This window comes from Pantoea sp. EA-12 (genome assembly GCF_030053355.1).
GTDB lineage: Bacteria > Pseudomonadota > Gammaproteobacteria > Enterobacterales > Enterobacteriaceae > Pantoea > Pantoea vagans_C.
On the sequence record NZ_JASGBY010000022.1, the window covers coordinates 24,623 to 47,474 of the forward strand.

Below are 22,852 nucleotides of genomic sequence, written 5' to 3' on the forward strand. Positions count from 1 at the left end.
ATGAGTCCAATGATCATGTTTAATCAGGTCAATAAATGGTACGGCGCTTATCAGGCGCTGACTGACCTGAGTGCCGAAATCAACACCGGTGAAGTGGTGGTGGTGTGTGGCCCGTCCGGTTCGGGTAAATCGACGCTGATCCGCACCGTAAATCGCCTCGAACCGATTGATAACGGCCAGATTGTGTTTAATGGCATTGATATTCACGGCAGCAGCACGCGGTTGAATCATCTGCGCACCCGGATTGGCTTTGTGTTTCAGAGCTTCAACCTGTTCCCACACGTCTCGGTGGCTGAAAACATCATGATGTCACCGATGAAAGTGTTGGGTGTGAAACGTGCCGAGGCGCGTCAGCTGGCGGGTGAGTTGCTGGAGCGAGTGGGGTTATCCCATAAAGCGGATGCCTACCCGGCACAACTCTCCGGCGGCCAGCAGCAGCGCGTGGCGATTGCCCGTGCGCTGGCGATGAAACCGCCGGTGATGCTGTTTGATGAACCGACCTCCGCGCTCGATCCCGAGATGGTCGGCGAAGTCTTGTCGGTGATGCGCAGTCTGGCGCAGGAAGGCATGACCATGATGTGTGTGACGCACGAAATGAATTTTGCCCGCGAAGTGGCGGACACCATCTGGTTTATGGATCAAGGGCAAATTCTGGAGAAAGCGACGCCAGAGAACTTCTTCAATCAGCCACAGCACCCGCGTGCGCAGCGCTTTTTGAGTGATTTGCGATCGCATTGATGTGACGCCGCGGCGCAATTCATTGCGCGTATTTCAACATCGCGCCCGAACGAAATACGGCACGAAAACAGTGTAAGGTCGGCATTTTTGCCGACCGTTTTCATCACCGAGCTATCTTTAGCAATCCACCCACACTGCACCGGCATCCGCTGACTGCACACACTGCTCAACCCAGCGCACGCCCATCAAACCGGCATGCACATCCGGATACCAGAAATCAGCAAGAAATGCCTCATCGCCCCGGTCGGTGGCATCCATCGCCAGCGCAAAACGACGATAGAGATTTGACCAGGCTTCAAACAGCCCTTCGGGGTGGCCACCGCCAATACGATCGTCCGCCAGTGCCGTGCGATGCAGGTAACCCATCCCTCGCTCCAGTATCTGCACCGGTTCACCCTGCACTTCATAACGCAGCTGGTTTGGCTGCTCATCCCACCACTCCAGGCTGGCCTTCTCGCCAATCACGCGCACCTTCTGCCCGTGCATCGAGCCACAGTTGACGGCGGAAGCCCACATGGTGCCCACCGCACCGTTGTCGTACTCCATCATGACAAAGGCATTATCTTCCAGCGGTGCACGGGTTTTGACAAAGCTCTGGCGACTGCACAACAGGCGTTTCACCTGCAGTTTTGGTACCATGGTTTCGGCGATAAACAGCGGATGCGTTGCCAGATCGCCCAGCACATAGCTTGGTCCGACAAACCGCGGATCGACGCGCCATTTGGTGCTTTCGTTTTGCAACTCAACGGCTTCATTATGGAAACCGTGCGCGAACTGCATATTGATAATGCGAATTTCACCCAGTAGCCCTTCAGCGATCATCTCACGTGCCTGATGGATCAGTTGATGTCCGGCATAACCGTAAGTGACACCAATGATCTTTTTCTTCTCAGCACAGAGTTTTTCCAGCTCGTCCGCTTCTGCAGTGGTGAAACAGAGCGGTTTCTCACACACCACATGCAGGCCCGCATTGAGTGCGGCACGGCAGATGGTGAAATGGGTATTGTTGGGGGTCGCGATGGATACCGCTTCAATACCGTCTGCACGTGCGGCTTCAGCGGCGAACATCGTTTCGTAGTCGGGATAACAGCGCTCGGCATCGACCCCCAAAGAGGCACCGAAGGCGCGACCGCGCTCAGCATTGAGGTCAAACGCCCCCGCCTGGAGGACAAAGTTGCCATCACGCAGTGCTGCAGAGCGATGAATGTAACCTATCTGGCTGGTGCCACCGCCGCCGACCATGCCCCAGCGCAGGGAACGATTCAGTGCTTTAATGCCGTTAATCATGCTGTTCTCCTTAGAATCCGACCGATTGCAGATAGTGCAGGCTGGCAGTCACGTCACGCAGACTGGTGTCCGCGTTGCGCGGATCGCGCTCTTGCTCAATGGTGATCCAGCCCTGATAGTTGCGCTCAGCGAGGAAAGCACGCACCGCCGGATAATCAATCGCCCCTTTGCCAATTGGGCACATCACGCCTTCGGCGCAAGCGGCAAAGAAGTCCACCCCACGCGCAATCACATCGCGCCAGACGGCGTCATTCACGTCTTTGAAATGCAGATAATCGATGCGATCCCAATAGCGGCTCAGGTAAGGAATCGGGTCCATGCCGGAGTAATACAGGTGTCCGGTGTCGAGGCATAAGCCAGCCACCTCGTGTGGGATATCCTGCACCAACTGCGCCAGTTCGTCGGCAAACTCAATGCAGCCGCCAGCATGCGGGTGGATCACTGCACGTACGCCATACTCGTTCCAGGCGATCTGGCTCAGGGTGGTGATGTGCTGCATCATGCGCTGCCAGTCATCACGGGAAAGGCGAGGCGCTTTATCTGACTGCCCAGCGTATTTCGCACGCTCGGGGTTACCAAAATCGATAATCACCAGATAGGGCGCGGGAAGGTTATCCGCGTGCGTTTTCTCAGCAGTCGGCACTTGTGACAGGTTGCGGCAGATGTTGTGGGTCAACTCGACCATGGCGGGGAAGTTCGCCTCGCTGACCAGATCATCAAAGATCGTGCCTGCCACCAGCGAAAGCTGATGCGCCTCTAGCTGCTGACGCAATTCACTGGCATCGGTGGGCAGATAACTCCACGGGCCGAGTTCAATGCTTTTGTAACCCGCCTGCGCTGCCTCGGTGAGGACTTTCTGCCACGGCGGCAGGAAAGGATTTTTCGGATCGTCGACACCCCAGCTGCAGGGTGCGTTAGCAATGTGAATAGTCATGATCGTTCCTTGCGGTAGTGGATAGCGCAAGTATCAAATAAAAATTTCACATTCAGCAATCATGAAACTTTCATTTTTTGATAGCGATCAAGTTATTTTTCATCATTAATTTGATAGATTATCTATCAAATGCAGCCAGAGTGCGCATAAATGCGCACCTTACGAGAACGTTGCACCATCGTCGTAGGGTTGCCATTCATGGCGACCGGGAAACGAATAACTGATTAGTAGTCCGCCATCTGTGGCGACAGGCTCACAAATTCTCCCGCGTAATGATTTCAAACGGCAGCGTCACCAGCGAGAAGTGATCGCCTGATTCCGTGGCCTGCTGCTGCACCGTACGCGCCAACTGCCTTGCCATATCATCGATATCATGGCGGATCATCACCGTGATGCTGCCGTCAATCAGCGCCAGATCCCCCTCTTTCACCGGACCATGGCAAACCAGTGCTACCTTCCGCTGTGGCTGTTGGCGTAGCGCATGGATCACCCCCTCAATTCCGCCACAGGGGGCGTAAATCAATGCGAGATCGGCATGCTCATCCAGTAGCTGGCGCGTGGCATGATAGCCACCATCAATTGACTCATGGGTTTTCAATGGCTCCAGCACCCGGCGGGCACTGTCTTGTTCCCGCAGATAGGAACGGAAGCTGATCTCACAGCTCTCCTGACAGGTAAAACGATGGTCACCGACCAACACGCCCACCGATCCCGGCTGATGCAGCAGATGCGAGGCCACCCATCCCGCTGTGCGCCCGGCTTTCTGATTATCCAGCCCAAAATAACCGGCGTGGCCGCAGGGAGAAAAATTAGAAAACAGCGCATAAACCCGCACGCCCTGCCGCGAGATATGCTCAATCGCATGGCGAATCAGCGGATGGTCCAGCGCCACCAATCCAATCGCATCCACTTGCTCAGCCAGCTTATGCAGGGATGCCACCACCGCAGCAACATCATCAATATCGTGCCAGTAAAATAACGGCTCACTGCCAGCAGGATGGAGCGGCTGGGTATGCTGCCGCAGTGCATCAGTGAACGCATGATAGAAAGAGTAAGATTTAGAGAGCAGGATAAAGCCCATACGTAACGTCACGCCTGCCGTTTGCTGCATGTTGTTCAACGCCGTGACGGGGCCAACGCGATATCCCAGGCGATTCGCGGCTTCAAGTACCTTTTGCTCGGTGGCTGCCCGAACCGGTGCGCGGCGGTTCAGCACGCGATCTACGGTCGCAACACCCACACCCGCCGCATCGGCAATGGCATTCATGGTGATTTTACTCATCAATAGCTTCCAGTAAATTGATAGTTAAATATCAAAAATAATGCCCGAATTCGTTTTAGAGTGCGAATTTGTTGTTGAATTAGTCGTCATCAAATCTCACTATTTGATAGAAAGCCTCTCAGTATTTTGATCCCCCTCGCAAAAATGAAATGATCCATTTCATTCAGATACCATCCAGAATAAATGTTTGATATTTATTTCCCGACACCCGCGTTTCAGGCTGATGGATTTACATCAGCAAAGGATTAGAGGGTGTGGTTGCAGCTTCCTATATTTGATGGCTGGCTCCCGGTTCATTAGGTATCAAATAAAAACGGAGATGATATGTTCCCTGCAACCCTACCTGCACCTCGTCGTCACCCTGAAAACCAGATTCCTGCATTACGCTGGGGCATTGTCGGTCCTGGCTGGATTGCCGACCACTTTGCCAACGCGTTGCGCCACCACACTCAGCAACAACTGGTCGCGGTATCGTCACGCAGTCTTGAGAAAGCCCAGGCCTTTGCCAGTAAGTGGGATATCCCGCATGCCGTGGAAGGGATAGATGCGCTTCTGAGCCGCCAGGATGTTGATGTGGTGTATATCGCCACGCCGCACAATCACCACTTCCCGGATGGCCTGCGCACGTTACAGGCAGGAAAACACGTACTGATTGAAAAGCCACTGGCGTTGAATGCGCAGCAGGCCTGGCTGTTACAGCAAGAAGCGCAAAAACAGCAACGTTTATGTGTTGAAGCGATGTGGTGCGACTTCGCGCCGAAATACGATGTGATCCGTCAACTGCTGGCCGATGGCGCTCTAGGTGATGTTCATACGCTGATCGCCGATCATGGTGAGTATTTCACTCAGGATCACCGCATCTTTAATCTCGATCTGGCTGGCGGACCGATGCTGGATCTCGGCAGCTATTTGATCGGCTTCAGCGTGTTTGTCGCCGGTGCGCCCGACAGTATTGTCGCCAAGGGCCAGCCCGCACCGGGTGGGGTGAACGGCCAGACCTCGATGCTGCTGACGCACAGCAACGGCATGCATTCGGTGCTCAACACCACCCTGTTCAGCAACACGCCTGGCACCGCAGTCATCGCTGGCCGCGATGCCACGCTCTACCTTGACGGCCAGTTCTACGCGCCGGGCAATTTCCGTCTCACCTCCAGCGATGGCCGACACACGCTGCGCTGGGAGGAGCCGACCAACCGCTATATTCAGCTCAGTCATGAAATCGAACATACCGCCTGGTGTATTCATCAGGGCCTGCTCGACTCGCCTGTTCGTCCGCTTGCCACTTCTCTGGCGACGCTGCGGGCAATGGATGACGTCAGGCAGCAGATTGGTGTGGTGTTTAATGAAGAGCGCACCGCTTAACGCTCAGGAGAACAAAATGAAAATCGCTTTTGATGTGGATGTCATCAGAGACCTTGGTATCACTCGCATGGTGCATCAGGTGGCTGAGTGGGGCTATAAGTACATTGAGCAATCCCCGCATCCGCAGATCAACCCGTTCTATAAACATCCCAAAGCCAGCCGCGAAATCATGCGCGAATACAAAAATGCGCTGAATGCCACCGGCGTGGAGATCTCTTCCTTCATCACCGTATACCGTTGGTCCGGCCCAGACGAATTGCGCCGTCAGGCTGCGGTGAAGAACTGGAAACGCATGATTGAAATCGCCGTTGAGATGGGCGTACAGGTGATCAACACCGAGCTGTCGGGCAACCCGAATGAGCCGGAAATCTGTGAAGAGATGTTCTATCGCTCAATGGATGAGTTGCTGCCCATTTTCGAGCGTGAAGGCATCCGTGTCGAAATTCAGGCCCATCCATGGGATTTCTGCGAACAAAGCAATGAAACGGCAGATATCGTGAAATCCTTCCGTAGCGACAACGTCAAATACATCTACAGTGCGCCGCACACCTTCTATTACGACAAGGGCGTAGGTGATGTGAAAAGCATGCTGCATTACGCCGGCGACGATCTGTCACATATGCTGATTGCCGATACCATGAACCACACCAAACACTGCCGCTATATCGTTAACCCACCGGGTGTCGACGCGACGATTCATCAGCACGTGGCTGTGGGTGAAGGTGAAGTGAACTTTGATGGGCTGTTTGAAGCACTGCGCGAGATGGATTTTGCCAACCGCACTTACAAAGTGGGCGGTGAGTCGATTATCTCGGCGGCGCTGTTCGGCTATCCGGAGAAGATGAAGTACCAGGCCGTGGAAACGCGTGAATTGATTGAGCGTGAACTGCTGAAATAGGTGCGGCTTGATGCCCTCACCCTAACCCTCTCCCACAGGGAGAGGGGACTGGATAATGCAAACGACATGCTCTCTCGATCGGCCCCCCTCGCCCGCTTGCGGGAGAGGGGACTGGATAATGCGGACGACATGCTCTCTCGATCGGCCCCCTCGCCCGCTTGCGGGAGAGGGGACTGGATAATGCGAACGACATGCTCTCTCGATCGGCCCCCTCGCCCGCTTGCGGGAGAGGTGACTGGATAATGCAAACGACATTCTCTCTCGATCGGCCCCCTCGCCCGCTTGCGGGAGAGGGGACTGGATAATGCGAACGACATGCTCTCTCGATCGGCCCCCTCGCCCGCTTGCGGGAGAGGGGACTGGATAATGCGGACGACATGCTCTCTCGATCGGCCCCCTCGCCCGCTTGCGGGAGAGGGTTGGGGTGAGGGCATCAGATAGACACCCACTCCACATCCACAAACTCACTGCGTGTCAGCGAAAGCTGCGCGGCTTCTGCAATCGCCTGCGCACGCAGACCATCAATCAATCCCGGCAGCCCTTCCACCTTCTCCCCGCCGATGTAGCGCACAAACGCATCCAGATGTGTGTAATACGTCTCTTGCACACGGCTAAACCAGTCGGCATAAAGTCCAGGCTGAGTAATTCCTTTCCCCTGATACAGGGTGGCACCGCGCGCTGATTGACTCTCTGACGCCAGCATCCCTTCGCTGCCCATCACGCTAATGCGTTCGTCGTAGCCATAAGCCGTGCGACGTGTGTTATCCAACTGTGCCAGGGCGCCTTGCTGCATACGCATGATAAGCACCGAAGTATCGACATCGAAATCACGTATCTCGGGCATGGCCAGCGCGGCACCCAGTGCGCCCACCGTGCTGACTTCATCCTCGGTGAGCCAGCGCAGCAGATCGAAAAAGTGAATCGCCTGATCGCGCATCTGCCCGCCCGATGCCTGAAGATAACTCAACGGTGGCAGCTCAGACGCCCGGCACACCATCTGGATCAACTCGGTGCGGCCAATCACCCCCTGCTTTAACTGCGCTTTCAACTGCTGATGGCTGAGATCAAAGCGACGATTAAAGCCCACGGTGACGGGCACCTGCAGCGGTGAAATCTTTTCCACCACTTCGCGCGCACGTTGCAGCGACAGGTCGATCGGTTTCTCACAGTACACCGCCTTACCCGCCCGCACCGCCTGCTCCAGCAATTCGGCATGGGTTGGCGTGGCACTGGCGATCAACACCGCGTCAATCGCATCGCTGTTGAGCGCCTGCTGTACGCTTGCCGCACGCGCGCTAAACCGCTGCGCCACCGCTTCCGCTCGTGAGACATCGATATCGCACACCAGCGCCAGCTCTACGCCGGGATGAGCCGCCAGGTTTGCAGCATGTACCTGGCCTATAAATCCACTGCCAATCAGGGCAAAACGTTGCGGCGTCCGCATCTTAACGCTCCTTTTGTTCACATTTTGGAATAGCCAATGTTGTCAAAATAGCGCTTTGTGGCAGGCTAGCTGAACGCGGTTTTTGATGGAATTACCTCAGATGAAAGCACTGACGCTGGCGGAGCTGGCGAAGCAGGTTGGCGTAGGCGTGGCCACGGTTGATCGCGTCCTGAACGATCGCGGCGGCGTCTCGCCTGCGATGACGAAAAAAATTCTACAGGCAGCGCGCGAGGCGGGTTTAAAGCGTATTTTGCCGGAGGAGCATCGCCACACCTGGCAGGTTGAAGTGCTGCTGAGTGGCAACGGCTCGTTCTTCTTCCAGCAACTGGCACAGGACTTCGCCCATCTCGCTGATGAGCTTGGCTATCGCCGTTTGCGGTTGCATCGCACCCTGATCCCAGAAAACGCGCCCGAGAAGCTGGCAGCACATATTGCAGCCAGCAGTAAAAAGCGGGACGCGCTGATTGTCTTTGCCCACGAAAACCCACTGATTTATGAGGCGCTAGCCGCTTGCAACGCGCGCGGTGTGCCGGTGATCACTCTGGTCACCGACCTGCCCGATGCGGCGCGCTTGTGCCATGTCGGTATCGATCAATACAAAGCGGGTCGCACCGCCGGGCTGATGCTCGGCAGTATGACCGCCACCGCAGGTGATGTGGTGCTGGTGAGTGGCCGCGCCGACTACTCTGCGCATCGCCAGCGTATCGAAGGCTTTCAGTCGGTACTGGCCGAGCGCTTCCCGCAACTGCGCTTGCGCGAGATTCTGGCCGGGCAGGATGAGCGTGAGCGCATTAGCCGTCTGCTGGAGAAAACCCTTGCCGGCTCGCAGCACATCGTTGGGCTGTACAACACGGGCATGGGCAATACGCAGATCCACGAAGCCCTGGCGCGTCATCGTCTGAACGGCAAACTGGTGTACGTCACCCATGAGCTCTACAGCACCACGCGCCAGCTGTTAGAAAAACGCGTGTTGACGCTGACCCTCGATCAAAACACCCTGCGCCACGCACAGCTGGCGCTCACCCTGCTGCTCAAACATCTGGAAGAGGGCGAACAGCCCGACACCTACGCGCCCGGTAAAGTGGACTTTATGCTTTTTACGCAAGAGAACTTCGCTTAATCACACTTGGCTTCGCACCGCCAGCGCGGTTAAATCGCCTTCATCTCTCGCTGCTACACTCAGTAGCAGCAAAAAACGCAATCACAACAAGGCGAAATCACTATGTCGGAAAATCAGTATCAGCCCGCGAAAGTCTGGACCTGGGACCCGGAAGCCAAAGGTAACGGCGCGAAAACCAACCGTCCGTTCGCCGGGCCGACGCATGAGAAGACTCTGCCAGTGGGCAAACATCCGCTGCAGCTCTATTCACTTGGCACGCCGAACGGCCAAAAAGTCACTATTCTGCTGGAAGAGTTGCTGGCCGTCGGGGCTAAAGAAGCCGAGTACGATGCCTGGTTGATCCGCATCGGGGATGGCGATCAGTTCTCCAGCGGTTTTGTTGACGTTAACCCGAACTCTAAAATCCCGGCCTTGAGTGACCACTCTGTGACCCCGCCGCTGCGCGTATTTGAGTCAGGCAATATTCTGCTCTATCTGGCCGAAAAATTTGGTCACTTCATTCCTGCCGATATCGCGGGCCGTACTGAAACTCTCAACTGGCTGTTCTGGTTGCAAGGTTCAGCGCCCTACCTCGGCGGCGGCTATGGCCACTTCTATTTCTACGCGCCCGAGAAAATCGAATACGCGATCAACCGCTTCTCGCTGGAAGCAAAACGCCAGCTTGACGTTCTGGATCGTCGATTGGCCGATAATCGCTTCCTCGCCGGTGATGAATACACCATTGCGGACATCGCCACCTGGCCTTGGTACGGCAACCTGGTGCTGAATAACATCTACGGTGGCGGCGAGTTCCTCGACGTGCAGTCGTACAAAAACGTGGTGCGTTGGGCCAAAGAGATTGCCGAGCGCCCAGCAGTAATCCGTGGTCGTAAGGTGAATAAAGCGTTCGGCGCCGAGCCGCAAGACCAACTGCTGGAACGCCACGATGCCGCTGATTTCGATACCAATACCGAAGATAAACGCCAGGCTCGAGGAGAGAATTAATGGCTGCCTATGTGGTGATGATTAAGGACGAAACGCTGGATAAGGATGAGCTGGCGACCTATGCGCAGAAAGCGGGCGAGGCGCGCGGCGATCATCAGATCAACCCGCTGGCCTTTTACGGCGATCTGCAGGTGCTGGAAGGCCGTGATGCGGAAGGCGTGGTGGTACTGGAGTTTGCGGATGCTGACGCGGCAAAAGCCTGGTACTTCAGCCCGGCGTATCAGGAAGCCAAAGCGCACCGCCTAAAAGGTGCCAATTACCGCGTGCTGTTGGTGAACGGCGTAGCCTAATGTGTTGGCGGCCTGCAGGCCGCCCACTCACCCCAGCCTGAACAACGAAATCGACTGCTGTAACTGATTCGCTTGCCGTTGCTGCTGCTGAACCACCTGCATGGTTTCGGCTACGTGCTGCACATTGTGATGCACGCTGTGATCGATGCTGTTAATGCTCTGCTGTATCTGCTCAATGCTGAGGTTCTGTTGCTCACTCATCTCTGATAACTCCGTCACCAGCTGCGATAACCCGTTAATGCTGCTGTGAATCGAGCGCATCGTTTGGGCCGCATGTTCAACTTGCACGGCCCCGTGCTGGGTGCTGGCAGAACTGGCATCGATTAACTGCCGGATTTCACGCGCCGCATTTTCGCTACGCATCGCCAGATTGCGCACTTCGCTGGCCACCACCGCGAAGCCACGCCCTTGGTTCCCCGCGCGGGCCGCTTCCACCGAGGCATTGAGTGACAAAATATTGGTCTGAAACGCAATGCCGTCAATCAACTCCAAAATCACCTTCACCCGCTGTGACTCTTCGCTGATCTTCGCCATCGATCCCATCGCCGACTGAATATTCTCTTCACCGCGCGTTGCCACCGCGCGCGTTTCACTGGCCAGTTCGCGGGCACTTTGGGCTTTATCACGGGTTAAGCTGGCGGCGATACTGATCTCTGTCATCGCGCTGGCAGCCACTTCCAGCGCCTGTGCCTGCTCATCCGTTCGGCTGGACAGCGCGGCATTGCGTTGCAGAAGCGTGTCCGACTCCACTAACAACGCCCCCACACGCTGACTGACCTGCGAGAGCGTGCCATGCAAAGTGCCTAGCGTGGTGCTAAAGGTACGCGCAAAGGGTGTCTCACTCTGCTGTGTATCGGCGGTGAGTGTCAGATAACCGCTTTGCTGATTGATCTGGGCGGCCAGGGCTGCCACTTCGCTGGCGGAACGCGCATCAGCGGCCATCTGGCGAGCAATCACCAAAAGTATGATGGTTTGCGCGACAACAAACAGCGCATGGAAAAACACCATGTCCCAGCCAGGATGATGGAAGACCACCACGCCAAACAGATCGTTATCTTGTAGATAGTTGAACAAAATATGATGCGTCGCCGCAGCCGCAGCCCCCATTAACAGAGGACGTATATCGCGCCACGCCAACAGCACGGACATCAGCACAAATACCGAGAAGTGATATTCGGTTTCCCCTTCACCGAGCTGAATCAACAAGCCCGCCCAGCCAATCAGCAAAGTAGAAAGAAGTAACCTGGAAGTCATTGAGCCGCGAATCACCGTTGCGCAAAAGGTGGCCAGCAACACCAGAATCAGCCCCACGATGAGCGCCACCATCACGCTGTTGTTCATCCACCCTACGCTCAGCGCAATCGGCCACAGCGTCCAACAGAGCAGCATGGCAAGCGTGTCTGCGCGCTGTGCAATACGTTTAAGCGAAACCATCTCTACCGGCGCGGCGTCCGGGCCTATCAAGGGCGTTGCGATCATGACACTTTTCCACACCAGAAGTTGATCAAGCTGCCCCAGGAATGTAGGGCAAGGCGCACAGACTGAGTGGAGAAATTATCGGCGTGTTGTTTGGAAAGTTTAGAACCGTTAATAATTAAGTGACCGCGATGTGATTGAATTCACTCTCACACAATGAACGCACCTCAACAACCTGGCGCATTTAAGTGCGCCAGGTTGTGTGGGGTGAGCGAACATTACTTCGCAGCAAACTGCGCGTAGTTATCCGGTGTAATGGTTTTGTACGGTACCCAGTTGTACTCCTGCACTTTTTGCTTATCCAGCAGCGCCTTGGTGACCTGAACCGCGCCGGTTGCCTGGCCTTTGGCATCCTGGAAGATGGTCAGGGTCATTTTGCCGTTTTTCACAAACTGCTGACCATCAGGCGTGCCATCGATACCCGCTACCAGAATTTTTTCATTCTTCGCCTGGCTGAGAGCCATGATGGCTCCGATCGCCATTTCATCGTTGTTAGCGGCAATAGCATCAATCGGACGCTGGTTCAGCAACCAGCTCGACACCACATCCACCGCTTCATTGCGCTGCCATTTGGCGCTCTGCTTCTCAATCACTTTCATATCTTTGTATTTGGCGATGACCGCTTCGACCGCTTTGGTGCGTTCACGCGCTTCCTCGTTCGACAGCGCGCCCATTAAAATCGCCACGTTGCCTTTGTAGTTCATCTTCTTCGCCAGTGCTTCCATCTGCATCTCACCGCCCAGCGCCGAATCGGAACCGACATAGGCCATGTCACCTGGCAATTTCACTTCCGGCTTACGATTGACAAAAATCAGAGGGATATTGGCGTTTTTCGCTGCGGTAATCATCGGCAGCACGCCCTGGGTATCCACGGGGTTGAGGATAATGGCGTCAACGCCCTGGTTGATAAAGTCATCAACCTGCTGCACCTGCAACGCCACATCGCCTTTGGCATCGACAAACTGGCCGTTGAGTTGGTTAGCCTTCAGCTCTTCCTGCATCTGTGTGCGCAGAATGGAGACGAAGTTAAGATCGAAATTGGCCAGGGCGACGCCAACGGTGAAGGTTTTCGCACTGACGCTCAGACTCAGTAACAACGAGCACAGGCACAGCATGAGGTTTCTGATATTCATGGGTTCATTCCTGTAGGGTTGAGGTTTTATTGTTATGGCGCCGGGCAACAGGCAAATACCCGGCGGTAGAACGCTTAAATCGTGAAGTGATCGCGGAACTGTTGCAGTGCGAGCGTGCTGTCACCGCTGGCCCAGCCCTCCATCGCGACGGTGCCGGTATAGCCCACTTCGTGCAGCGCACGGGCGATGGCGCGGTAGTTGATTTCACCGGTACCGGGCTGTTGACGCCCCGGCACATCCGCCACCTGAATTTCACCGATAGCCGTACCGCAGCGGCGAATCAGCTCGATGAGATTTCCTTCGCCAATCTGCGCGTGGTAGAGATCGAGGTTCATTTTTAGCGCCGGACTATTGACGGCTTCCACCAGCGCACGCGTGTCGGCGGCCAGCGCAAACGGCGTGCCGGGATGATCAACAGGCAGATTCAGGTTTTCCAGCGTGAATACGCGTCCTGCGCGCTCGCCCAGCTGTGCCACTTTGCGCAGCGTCTCGACGGCTTTGAGCCACATCTCCCCCGTGACAATCTCCACGGGTTTCACCGGTAAACCTTTGTCATCCAGACCGGTGCCGTGCAGGTTCAGCCCTGGACAATTAAGCCGCTCCGCCACAGCCAGCGAGGTTTCCGCGCTCTGCAGCAACTGCTGAATCTCGCTGTCATCGGTCAGGTTACCGGTGAGGTAGCCGGTCATAGAGGTGAAGCGCGCCCCTGTCGCCACCAGCGCATCAATGTCCTTGTTGGCCCAGCCCCAAATTTCGACGCCAAATCCAAGCTCATGAATGCGTTTTACCCGCTCGATAAACGGCAGATCGAGAAACACCATTTCGGCACAGACAGAGAGTTGATAGGTCGCCATTAGCGCGCTCCTAAGGTAACAGGCAGGTTCTGTTTGACGGACTCGATACAGGCCAGCGCAATCGCCAGCGCATTGCGCGCATCTTCGCCGGTGGCGCGGGGTGTTTCGCCGGTGCGAATACAACGTGCAAACTCGGCCATCTCCGCCACATAGGCTTCACGCAACAGATCGGAATCCATTCTCGAGGTATCGATGGCAATACCGTCGGCGTGGTAGCGCACGCAGTGGTTGGCGTTGATATGGCCGGCCTGCAACATGCCTTTGCTGCCAAACACTTCACCGCGCACATCGTAGCCATACACCGCCTGGAAATTGGCTTCGGCAATGGCAATCGCGCCGTTATCGAAACGAATCGTCACCACGGAGGTATCTAACAGCCCTTTGTCTTTGAAGTCTGGGCGCACCAGCGCATCAGCAATCGCGTACACTTCGATCGGCTTCGCGCCGTGGTTGAAGTGCAGCAGAGTATCGAAATCGTGGATCAGGGTTTCCAGGAAAATAGTCCACTGCGGGATCGGGGCCGGATCGTGCAGCTTCGGATCGCGCGTGACCGAACGGCTCAACTGCGTGGTGCCGTTTTCGCCGGCTTTCACTGCCGCGATGGCTGCCGCAAAGCCGGAATCAAAGCGACGGTTGAACCCCACCTGTAACACGACGCCCGCGCTTTTGGCCGCCGCAATCGCGCGATCCGCTTCATCCAGCGTCACCGCCATCGGTTTTTCACAGAACACATGCTTGCCCGCATTGGCCGCGGCGATCACCCACTCGGCGTGCGTCCGCGCCGGTGCCGCGATGGCAATGGCATCAATCTCAGGATCCTGCAGCAACGCATGCAGATCGTTGTACGCTTTGGTCACACCTAATTTGCTGGCCAGTTTCTCTGCGGCACCCGGCAGCGGATCGGCTACGGCAGCCAGGATAGCGCCCGGTACACGATACGCGAGGTTTTCAGCATGGAAGCTGCCCATGCGGCCCGCACCAATCAGGCCAACGCGTACAGGGTCAAGATGATATGTCATGGTTCATTCCTTAGGTTTCTGGATATACCCAATCGGGCCTTGCGATGTCATCAAGACATTGCAAAGCCAATGCCAACCTGTATCGCAGCGATTTTGTGAGGCAGAACACAGCGTTGGCTCACAAACTGGCAATAAAATTTACATGTCAACTTTGCATGTCAATAAAATGGACATTCCACCGCCAGCAGGAGTGTCCGATGCGTACCATTGAGCGTTTACCCTTTAAAGATGAAAGCGACCCCATCTTCAGCCTGCCCAACAGCGCGGAGGTGGGCGAATGGGATACGCTGCTGTGGCAGGGTTGGCACAGTTTTGAACGAGGTGAGCAGCCACGCTGGATGCGGCGAAGCATTTTGCACTCCTGGCAGCGGTCGCAGCAGCGAGCCATCGACCCCACTACCTTTGTTTATACCTCTCCGCCCGCCGAGGAGCTGGCGGCGATCCTGGAACACAATGCCGAGCTGATCCTGGTGGCACGCAACGTGATGGAGAACCTGCTGGCCTACAACCCGGACGGCCACATCAATCTCACTGATGCACAGGGTGTCACTCTGCATTTCTGCGGCTCCGACCTGACACCTGTTGGCAGCATCCTGAGTGAAGAGGTGCTCGGCACCAATTGCACGGCACGCTGCCTAATCGAGCAACGCCTGGTGTATGTGCTGAGCGGGGAGAACTGGAAGATCGATCTACGTAATCGCCACTTTCAATGCGCCGCCGCACCGGTACGTGACGCAAGCGGTCAAATGCTCGGCGTGCTGACACTGACCGCTACGCCGGATAACTTCAATACCCACACGCTGGGTACCGTACAAGCCGCTGCGGAAGCAGTGGGACAGCAACTGACGCTGCGGCGGTTACTGGCCGAGCAGCAGTCGATTCTCGAAACCTTGAATGAGGGCGTGATCGTCTGCGATCGCCACGGTCGCATTAAAACCCTGAATCGCTATGCACGGCAGATCTTTAGCGGCCTCGATCCCGATGCCGGGCCGATCGATGTCCTGCTGCAGCCGCAAGGTGGATCGTTACTTACCATGCCGTTTTGCAACGACCGCGAGATGCAGTTCATCCCGGATGGCATCCAGCCCCTCTCCTGCCTGATCTCCCTTATGCCCGCGCCCGATGGTGGCCGTGTGCTATCACTGCGTGAGAACCAGCGTATCCGCGCGATCACACGCCGCGTGATGGGTGCTAGCGCCAGCTACACCTTCGAGATGATTCGCGGCCACGCCCCGCTTGTGCAGCAGGCGATTCAGAAAGCACGTGCCAGCAGCCGCACAGACAGTACCGTGCTGTTAAGCGGTGAGAGCGGTACCGGTAAAGAGTTGTTTGCCCAAGCGATTCACAATGCCAGCCCACGTCATCAGGAACCGTTTATCGCGCTCAACTGCGGCGCGCTGCCACGCGATTTGGTCCAGAGTGAGCTGTTTGGCTACGTCGATGGCGCATTTACCGGCTCACGGCGCGGTGGCTCGGCCGGTAAATTCGAACTGGCAGAGGGCGGCACGCTGTTTCTCGATGAGATTGCCGAGATGCCGTTAGAGGCACAAACCAGTTTGCTGCGCGTCTTACAGGAGAGCGAAGTGGTGCGCATCGGCGCGGCACATCCGCTGAAAGTGAACGTGCGCATCATCGCCGCCACGCACTGCAATCTGCTGGATGCCGTGGAGAAAGGCGCCTTTCGTCGCGATCTCTACTACCGCCTTAATGTTATTTCGCTGGAGATACCGCCGCTGCGCCAACGCCAGGAGGATATTCCGGGGCTGGTGAATACCTTTATCCAGGCGCTCTGTACCCGGCTGAAACGCATTGCCCCCCAAATGTCGCCTGAAGCGATGAGCTGTTTGCAGGCGTGGCACTGGCCGGGCAACGTGCGTGAGCTAGAGAATCTGGTCGAGCGTATGGTGAACCTGTGTGAAGGGCTGGAGATCGGCAGGCAAGATTTGCCCGAGGAGATGGCGCGACGGGCTGCAGTGGCCGACACCAGTACATTGACGTCATTGCAGGATAACGAGCGCCAGCATGTGTTGCAGGTGGTGAGTGAACACAAAGGCAATCTGCGCCAGTCCGCGCAGCTGCTGGGGATTTCCCGCACGGCGCTGTATAACAAATTGAAGTTGTGGCAGGTGGACGTGGCCGCAATAAGAAGTGGATTAGCATTGTAACTGCGGCTCCAGACAGCGTTATCGTCATGCCTGGAGGCCGCCCCTACAAACACCCGCATGTATGACCAAGAGTCACAACGACGCCCCACCGCAAATCACCAGCTCCTGCCCGGTGATGGCGTCAGCAGCCGGTGACAGCACAAAGCCTGCCAGTGCAGCGACCTCTTCTGGTTTGATATAGCGCCCCATCGGCGGCAGCTTGGGCGGTGAGCTGGCGCGCCCCGGTTGCAGCAGCATCGGCGTTTCGGTGGCACCCGGCGCAATCACATTCACTGTAATACCTTGCGGCGCGAGCTCTGCCGCCCAGCTGCGTGCCATTCCCACCATCGCCGCTTTGGTACTGACATACTGACTGCGATTCGCTGCACCGCGTGATGTCCGGCTACCGATCAGCACAATACGGTCGCCCTGCGTCATCTGAGGCTGCAAGGCATTCGCCATGATTTGCGCCACCTGCACATGCAGATACCACAAGCGGGCGCTCTGCTCTTCATCCAGATCGCCAAGCGGTGCCGCCGCCATCATCCCCGCCGCATGCACCAGCGCGTTGACCTTCGGCAGAGCGGCCAGCGCCTGTTTCAGCAGGTTGGCATCAAACAGATCAACGCTCACCGAGGTAAAGGCGGGATGATCTTTTTTCACCAGCGTGCGGCTGAAGCCCGTCACCTGCCAGCCTTGCGCCAGCAGATGATCGGCAATCGCCGCGCCGATGCCGGAACTGACACCGGTAACCAACGCGTGACGACTCATGCTTATCCCCTCACCCATGCTTCGTTGACGCGCACATATTTAATCGCCTGACGGAAATAGGTATAGGCGATGTGCAGCGCACCGTCTTCGCTCTGTTTGATGCTGGGATAGGAAAACTCGCGGTTCAGCTTCTGCTGTGAGTTATTGGTCATGCAGTAGCCATCCCCCTCGTCGAGGTTGCGCTGCCACGGCCAGCTTTTTCCGCCGTCGGTAGAGATTGCCAGCGTCATCGGGGCACGCGGCGCGCCCCAAAATGCGGTGCGCCCGGTATGCACCACCGGTTCCGCCGCCACCGCCACATCGTCATCCTCGTCTTCAATTTCATCGTACAACGACAGACGGCGCTCGCTGGCATCTTTGGCACTCATGGCGTTGAACACCAGTGCCAGATGACCGTTGTTCAGCGTGGTGACCTGAATTGAAGAGTTGTTATTAGGCAGTTCGGTCGCCAGCGGTGCACTCCAGCTCTCGCCGCCGTCAACGGAGCGGCTTTGGTAGATAAAGTCTGCCCAACGGCTGCGATAAAGCGCCAACAGGCTGCCATCCTGCAGCAATGTGATATTCATGTGTACACAGCCCAGGCTCTCCGGCACCGCGACATCACGCCAGCTTTTCCCCTTATCACTGGAGATCTTCACCGCGCTGATATCGTCATTCCCTACCCACTTCACGCCCGGCTGGGTGCGGCAATAAAACACCGGCAGCAGCCAGTTGCCATTCGGCAGCACCACAATCGGCTGGCGAATAAAGGTGCCAGGCTGATCGAGCAGCGTATCAATGGCACTCCAGCTGCGGCCAAAATCACGTGACTGACGATAACGCACAATGGCGGTGTCCTGATTCCCCGACTTCTGCGCGGTCCACAGCAGCCACAGCACCTGATCGGGATCGAGGAACAGCACCGGATTTTGCTCCGAACGGGTGGAGTCATCAGAGAGTTTTTCAGCTTCGCTCCACTGCGTACTGCCCTTCTCCAGACGCGAGCACCACACCGAAATATCCGCGATACCCTCTTGGGTGCCACCGAACCAGACACACAGCAGAGCGCCGTTCGGCAAGGGCAGCAGGTTCGCGGCATGGTTCTGCGGACAGACCGAAGGCAGCATGGCCGTCAGCTGCTGTGCATCCTGGGCGTGTGGATGAAGGTTACCGTTACGTTCTACGGTAATCGTTGAATCGGTCATATCAGGCTCCACTGTTTTGCATTGACGATTTTGGGGCTTTTTTCTCAAGCGTCTGACGCGAGGGGATCAAACGGTCAATCACCATGATCACCGCTGGCGTAATCAGCGCAACGTACATGTTATTGATGCCGAACGGATCGCCCAGCAGGTACCAGACCGAAGTCACCACGCAGGCACCAATCAGGCCCGCATTGGCACCGCGCGTGCTTTTATAGAACGGCAGGTAGAAAGCGATAATGGCGACAACCGAGATCGACAGGCGAATCGCGCGAGTAAAGAAGGATAACTTCAATACTTCTGGCACGAACAGCACAAAGATCAGCGGTAAGAAACCAATCAGCAGCGATAACCAGCGCGTCATACGGAACTCACGCTCCGGCGTAGGGTTGCGGTAAGGCACGTAGAAATCTTTTACCACCAGCGAGGCAATCGCCAACGCCACGGTGCTCACGCTGACAAAGATTGATGCCACCAGCGAGGTCGTCACAATCCCTGCCAGCCATGGGCTCATATCCTGCAGGAACACCGGCAGCGCATAGAGGCTTTTAATATCCGGATGCAGGTACTTAGCCGCCACGCCGATCAGTGCAATGGCGATGGCAATCGGCATACAGAAGAAGAAGGCGACCCAGGTGGCGCGTTTGGCAGACTCCGCGCTTTTGGTGGAGGCAATCGCCTGAATCACGAACTGGGTGCAGAAGATTGAGCCGATAGTCCCAATCATCCACGCGAAGATAGTGCTGGCACCTACATTGCCATCCCAGGTCCAGTAGAAGTGCGGCATATCCTTGATCATCGGCTTCACACCGCCGGTCATGTGCAGCGCCACACCGAGAATGATCAGAATGCCGATATATTTCAGTCCGCTGTGCAGCAGCGTGACCCAGGCAATGCCCTTCATGCCGCCAAACATAAAATAGAAGGTGCTGACGATCGCGGTGATCACCGCCGCCGTGGTGAGATCCAGGTTTAACACCGTGGAGATCGCCGCCGCGCCACTCACATAGTTACCTACGTTCACCAGCAGCAGCGCATAGATCATAATGATCGAGATAATATTTTTGGTTGAGGTACCGTAGCGCTCGGCAATCGCGCCTGAAATGGTGATTTTTCCGGTGTTGTAAATGCGCTTCACCAGCAGGAAACCAAACAGCGGGAAGCCAATCGCGGCACCAATCACGGACCAGGACGCGGCAAAACCGTCTTCAAAAGCGGCTTGCGCCGTACCTATCGTGGATTTCGCGCCGATATACTCTGACATCAGCATCACGCCCACCACAAAAGCCGGCATCACGTTGGATCCCGCCATAAAGTCGCCGCTGTTTTTACTGCGCAGACGCCAGGTCAGCCAGGTGGTAAACAGAATGTACGCGATGACAATCCCGACAATAACCATCATCCCTTCTGCAGAGAATTGTTTCATTTTAGCCTCATCGATAACGTAGGGTCGTGGCAGGCGCTGGGCTTAACGCATGCCGTTAATGAGGTCGCCAGTCTTATTATTTCATACCCTTCATAATTCAAGCTGCAGGTACGTTGGCTACGTGCATTCACCTCAGTCACTGACTTCAGTAAGCTCCTGAGGATTCATGCACTTGCCGCCTTCCTGAAGCTCGAATTATTTTGGGTATAGTGTCTTTGCACTCTGGCCACCCCCTGCTTTATTTTGTGATTCATTTCACTCACAGAAGAATGAATTCACGCACAAGCAGGGCAATTTATAGGCTAAATGAAGTAATATTTGTTTGATCATGCTCACAAACAGTCAATGATGATTATAAATAATCATAATCAGCTTAACTATTTCAGCGCGGACTGCAAAAAGTCGACAAAGGCGCTAATGCGAGCGGGCAACTGGCGCTGTGGCTGCCACACGGCAAAAATATCACCGTCCACCGCGCTCCATTCAGGCAGCACATGCAGCAGTTCCCCGCGCTCAATGCTGTGCTGAGCGTCCCACCAGGAACGCAGCAGAATACCGTGTCCATCCATCGCCAATTGCACCGCCACCTCACCATCGTTGGTGATCAGACTGCCGTGTACTTTTTGCGTCAACTGCTGCTCGCCGTTGCTCAAGCGCCACAGGGCAAAATCACTCTCATACTGACGCAGTAAAATACAGTTGTGTTGTGACAGAGCAGCAATATTCTCAGGCAGCCCATAGCGTTCGGCGTAGATGGGCGCGCAGCATAACACGCGCGGATTGGTGCGCAACTTACGCGCCATCAGCCGTGCATCGGGTGGCTCGCCCATGCGGATATCGATATCAATGTGCGCATCGAGGAAATTGAGTGGCTGGCTGCTGAGTTGCAGGGATAAGGAGACTTCAGGATGCAGCGCGGCAAAACGAGAGACGCAAGGCGCCACGTGGCGTCGGCCAAAGCCGAACGAGGCGTTGATATTGAGCGAACCGCGCAGCACCGCAGTCTGGCTGCTGACGGCTTCTTCCAGCTCTGCCAGCTGATCCAGCAACGGTCGTGCCCCTTCCAGATAGCGCTTGCCCTCGGCGGTCAGTTCCAGCCGTCGCGTAGTGCGCCGCAGCAGTTGAACGCCCAGCCGCTGTTCCAGTTGGCTCAGGCGTTTACTGACCGCAGGCAGCGACAGGCCCAGTTCCCGCGCGGCGGCGGTTAGGCTCTCCAGCGTTGCCACCCGGACAAAGAAGGCCAGATCGTCGGTTGAAGTGCGCGATTCTCTACTTTTATTCAACATTGGCTTGCCGCTCAGGCTAATTATTTCCCAGTGATGCATGGTTATACTGCGTTCAGAACATCAACAGCAACCTGCGAGAGACCCTATGAGCGGCAAAACCTATAAAATCGCCGTCATCCCTGGCGATGGCATTGGCAAAGAAGTGATGCCTGAAGGCATCCGTGTGATGGATGCAGCGGCGAAGAAATTCAATATTTCACTGGAGTGGCAGTGGTTTGACTTTGCCAGCGCCGAATACTGGCAGCAGCACGGTAAAATGCTGCCGGATGATTGGTTCGCCACCTTAAGCGAGTTCGATGCCATCTATTTTGGCGCCGTGGGCTGGCCGGATGTGGTGCCCGATCATGTGTCACTGTGGGGATCGCTGTTGCAGTTCCGTCGCGAGTTCGATCAATACGTCAACCTGCGTCCGGTACGTTTAATGCCAGGCGTGAAAGCACCGCTGGCAAACCGCCAGCCGGGCGATATCGATTTCTACGTCGTACGCGAAAACACCGAGGGCGAGTACTCGTCCGTGGGCGGCACCATGTTCCCCGGTACCGAGCGTGAAGTGGTGATCCAGGAGACGGTCATGACGCGCACTGGCGTCGATCGTATTCTGAAATTTGCTTACGAGTTAGCGCAAAAGCGCCCGAAAAAACACCTGACATCGGCCACCAAATCCAACGGCATTGCTATCACCATGCCCTACTGGGACAGCCGTGTTGAAGCGATGGCACCGAGCTACCCGGAAGTAAAAGTCGATAAATATCATATCGATATTTTGACCGCGAACTTCGTGCTGCATCCTGACTGGTTTGATGTGGTGGTCGCCAGCAACCTGTTTGGCGATATCCTGTCGGACCTCGGCCCCGCCTGTACGGGTACCATCGGGATTGCACCTTCGGCCAATATCAACCCGGAGGGCAAATTCCCCAGCTTGTTTGAACCGGTGCACGGTTCTGCGCCCGATATCGCGGGTAAAGGCGTGGCCAACCCGATTGGGCAGATTTGGTGTGGCGCGATGATGCTGGAACATCTGGGTTACGCTGAAGCGGGTGCCGCAGTGCTGGATGCGATTGAGCGCACGCTGGCTGCGGGCAATAACCTGACACGCGATCTCGGCGGCAGCGCCTCAACGGAAGAGTTGGGTGTGGCGATTGCGGCAGCGCTGTAGCGTTAAAATGCGCGATGAGCCGCGCCGCTACGGTAATGTCGGTAACGGGCGGCCTGAAGGCCGCCCC

Annotated in this window: 20 protein-coding genes; 8 read left to right on the forward strand and 12 right to left on the reverse strand. The window is 56.2% G+C overall.

What is annotated here, in order from left to right:
- Entirely contained in the window at window positions 1–738 is a 738-nt protein-coding gene (locus QMZ30_RS23595; RefSeq protein WP_283229093.1) for an amino acid ABC transporter ATP-binding protein, read from the forward strand.
- A gap of 117 nt (window positions 739–855) precedes the next feature.
- Here the strand turns inward: QMZ30_RS23595 and QMZ30_RS23600 are convergent, their stop codons facing one another.
- The 3 genes from QMZ30_RS23600 to QMZ30_RS23610 form a co-directional block, all read right to left on the reverse strand.
- A complete protein-coding gene (locus tag QMZ30_RS23600) occupies window positions 856–2,025 on the reverse strand; it encodes a Gfo/Idh/MocA family protein (RefSeq protein ID WP_283229094.1) in 1,170 nt (389 codons plus the stop codon).
- 10 nt (window positions 2,026–2,035) lie between these two features.
- The gene (locus QMZ30_RS23605; protein ID WP_039334098.1) at window positions 2,036–2,959 is read right to left on the reverse strand and encodes a TIM barrel protein; all 924 of its coding nucleotides are present in this window, start codon (window positions 2,957–2,959) and stop codon (window positions 2,036–2,038) included.
- Between the two features lie 253 nt (window positions 2,960–3,212).
- Window positions 3,213–4,241, reverse strand: a complete 1,029-nt coding sequence (locus QMZ30_RS23610; protein ID WP_283229095.1) for a LacI family DNA-binding transcriptional regulator — start codon at window positions 4,239–4,241, stop codon at window positions 3,213–3,215.
- A gap of 324 nt (window positions 4,242–4,565) precedes the next feature.
- Here QMZ30_RS23610 and QMZ30_RS23615 point away from each other — a divergent pair, with 324 nt between their 5' ends.
- A complete protein-coding gene (locus tag QMZ30_RS23615) occupies window positions 4,566–5,603 on the forward strand; it encodes a Gfo/Idh/MocA family protein (protein WP_283229096.1) in 1,038 nt (345 codons plus the stop codon).
- A 16-nt stretch (window positions 5,604–5,619) separates the two neighbouring features.
- A complete protein-coding gene (locus QMZ30_RS23620) occupies window positions 5,620–6,501 on the forward strand; it encodes a sugar phosphate isomerase/epimerase family protein (protein WP_039334092.1) in 882 nt (293 codons plus the stop codon).
- Window positions 6,502–6,934: 433 nt separating this feature from the next.
- On the opposite strand, the gene QMZ30_RS23625 is transcribed toward QMZ30_RS23620, so the two are convergent.
- Window positions 6,935–7,945: a Gfo/Idh/MocA family oxidoreductase gene (locus QMZ30_RS23625; protein WP_283229097.1), complete on the reverse strand. Its 1,011-nt coding sequence runs from the start codon at window positions 7,943–7,945 to the stop codon at window positions 6,935–6,937.
- Between the two features lie 100 nt (window positions 7,946–8,045).
- Between QMZ30_RS23625 and QMZ30_RS23630 the strand changes: the two genes are divergently transcribed.
- The 3 genes from QMZ30_RS23630 (at window position 8,046) to QMZ30_RS23640 (ending at window position 10,339) form a co-directional block, all read left to right on the forward strand.
- Window positions 8,046–9,065, forward strand: coding sequence for a LacI family DNA-binding transcriptional regulator (locus QMZ30_RS23630; RefSeq protein WP_283229098.1), 1,020 nt, complete (start codon window positions 8,046–8,048; stop codon window positions 9,063–9,065).
- A gap of 102 nt (window positions 9,066–9,167) precedes the next feature.
- On the forward strand, window positions 9,168–10,049 hold the full coding sequence (gene yghU, locus QMZ30_RS23635; protein ID WP_283229099.1) for a glutathione-dependent disulfide-bond oxidoreductase: 882 nt from the start codon (window positions 9,168–9,170) through the stop codon (window positions 10,047–10,049).
- Window positions 10,049–10,339 (forward strand): DUF1330 domain-containing protein, encoded by a 291-nt coding sequence (locus QMZ30_RS23640; protein WP_039334080.1) that lies wholly within the window; start codon window positions 10,049–10,051, stop codon window positions 10,337–10,339. The genes yghU and QMZ30_RS23640 overlap by 1 nt, the downstream gene beginning before the upstream one ends.
- Before the next feature lie 27 nt (window positions 10,340–10,366).
- On the opposite strand, the gene QMZ30_RS23645 is transcribed toward QMZ30_RS23640, so the two are convergent.
- The 4 genes from QMZ30_RS23645 to QMZ30_RS23660 form a co-directional block, all read right to left on the reverse strand.
- Window positions 10,367–11,818: a methyl-accepting chemotaxis protein gene (locus QMZ30_RS23645; RefSeq protein WP_283229100.1), complete on the reverse strand. Its 1,452-nt coding sequence runs from the start codon at window positions 11,816–11,818 to the stop codon at window positions 10,367–10,369.
- Window positions 11,819–12,033: 215 nt separating this feature from the next.
- Window positions 12,034–12,948, reverse strand: a complete 915-nt coding sequence (locus tag QMZ30_RS23650) for a substrate-binding domain-containing protein (RefSeq protein WP_283229101.1) — start codon at window positions 12,946–12,948, stop codon at window positions 12,034–12,036.
- A gap of 74 nt (window positions 12,949–13,022) precedes the next feature.
- A complete protein-coding gene (locus QMZ30_RS23655; protein ID WP_283229102.1) occupies window positions 13,023–13,802 on the reverse strand; it encodes a TIM barrel protein in 780 nt (259 codons plus the stop codon).
- Window positions 13,802–14,821: a Gfo/Idh/MocA family oxidoreductase gene (locus QMZ30_RS23660; protein ID WP_283229103.1), complete on the reverse strand. Its 1,020-nt coding sequence runs from the start codon at window positions 14,819–14,821 to the stop codon at window positions 13,802–13,804. Before QMZ30_RS23660 ends, QMZ30_RS23655 begins: the two co-directional genes overlap by 1 nt.
- Before the next feature lie 197 nt (window positions 14,822–15,018).
- On the opposite strand from QMZ30_RS23660, the gene QMZ30_RS23665 reads away from it, so the two are divergent.
- A complete protein-coding gene (locus tag QMZ30_RS23665; RefSeq protein ID WP_283229104.1) occupies window positions 15,019–16,986 on the forward strand; it encodes a sigma-54-dependent Fis family transcriptional regulator in 1,968 nt (655 codons plus the stop codon).
- 72 nt (window positions 16,987–17,058) lie between these two features.
- On the opposite strand, the gene QMZ30_RS23670 is transcribed toward QMZ30_RS23665, so the two are convergent.
- The 4 genes from QMZ30_RS23670 to QMZ30_RS23685 all read right to left on the reverse strand — a co-directional run bounded on the left by QMZ30_RS23670 (window position 17,059) and on the right by QMZ30_RS23685 (window position 21,629).
- On the reverse strand, window positions 17,059–17,736 hold the full coding sequence (locus QMZ30_RS23670; protein WP_283229105.1) for an SDR family NAD(P)-dependent oxidoreductase: 678 nt from the start codon (window positions 17,734–17,736) through the stop codon (window positions 17,059–17,061).
- A gap of 2 nt (window positions 17,737–17,738) precedes the next feature.
- A complete protein-coding gene (locus tag QMZ30_RS23675) occupies window positions 17,739–18,920 on the reverse strand; it encodes a sialidase family protein (RefSeq protein WP_283229106.1) in 1,182 nt (393 codons plus the stop codon).
- A 1-nt stretch (window position 18,921) separates the two neighbouring features.
- Window positions 18,922–20,343, reverse strand: coding sequence for a sodium:solute symporter family protein (locus tag QMZ30_RS23680; protein ID WP_283229107.1), 1,422 nt, complete (start codon window positions 20,341–20,343; stop codon window positions 18,922–18,924).
- A 377-nt stretch (window positions 20,344–20,720) separates the two neighbouring features.
- Window positions 20,721–21,629, reverse strand: a complete 909-nt coding sequence (locus tag QMZ30_RS23685; protein ID WP_283229108.1) for a LysR family transcriptional regulator — start codon at window positions 21,627–21,629, stop codon at window positions 20,721–20,723.
- An 85-nt stretch (window positions 21,630–21,714) separates the two neighbouring features.
- On the opposite strand from QMZ30_RS23685, the gene QMZ30_RS23690 reads away from it, so the two are divergent.
- Window positions 21,715–22,785, forward strand: a complete 1,071-nt coding sequence (locus QMZ30_RS23690; protein WP_283229109.1) for a tartrate dehydrogenase — start codon at window positions 21,715–21,717, stop codon at window positions 22,783–22,785.
- The last annotated feature ends 67 nt before the right edge of the window (window positions 22,786–22,852 follow it).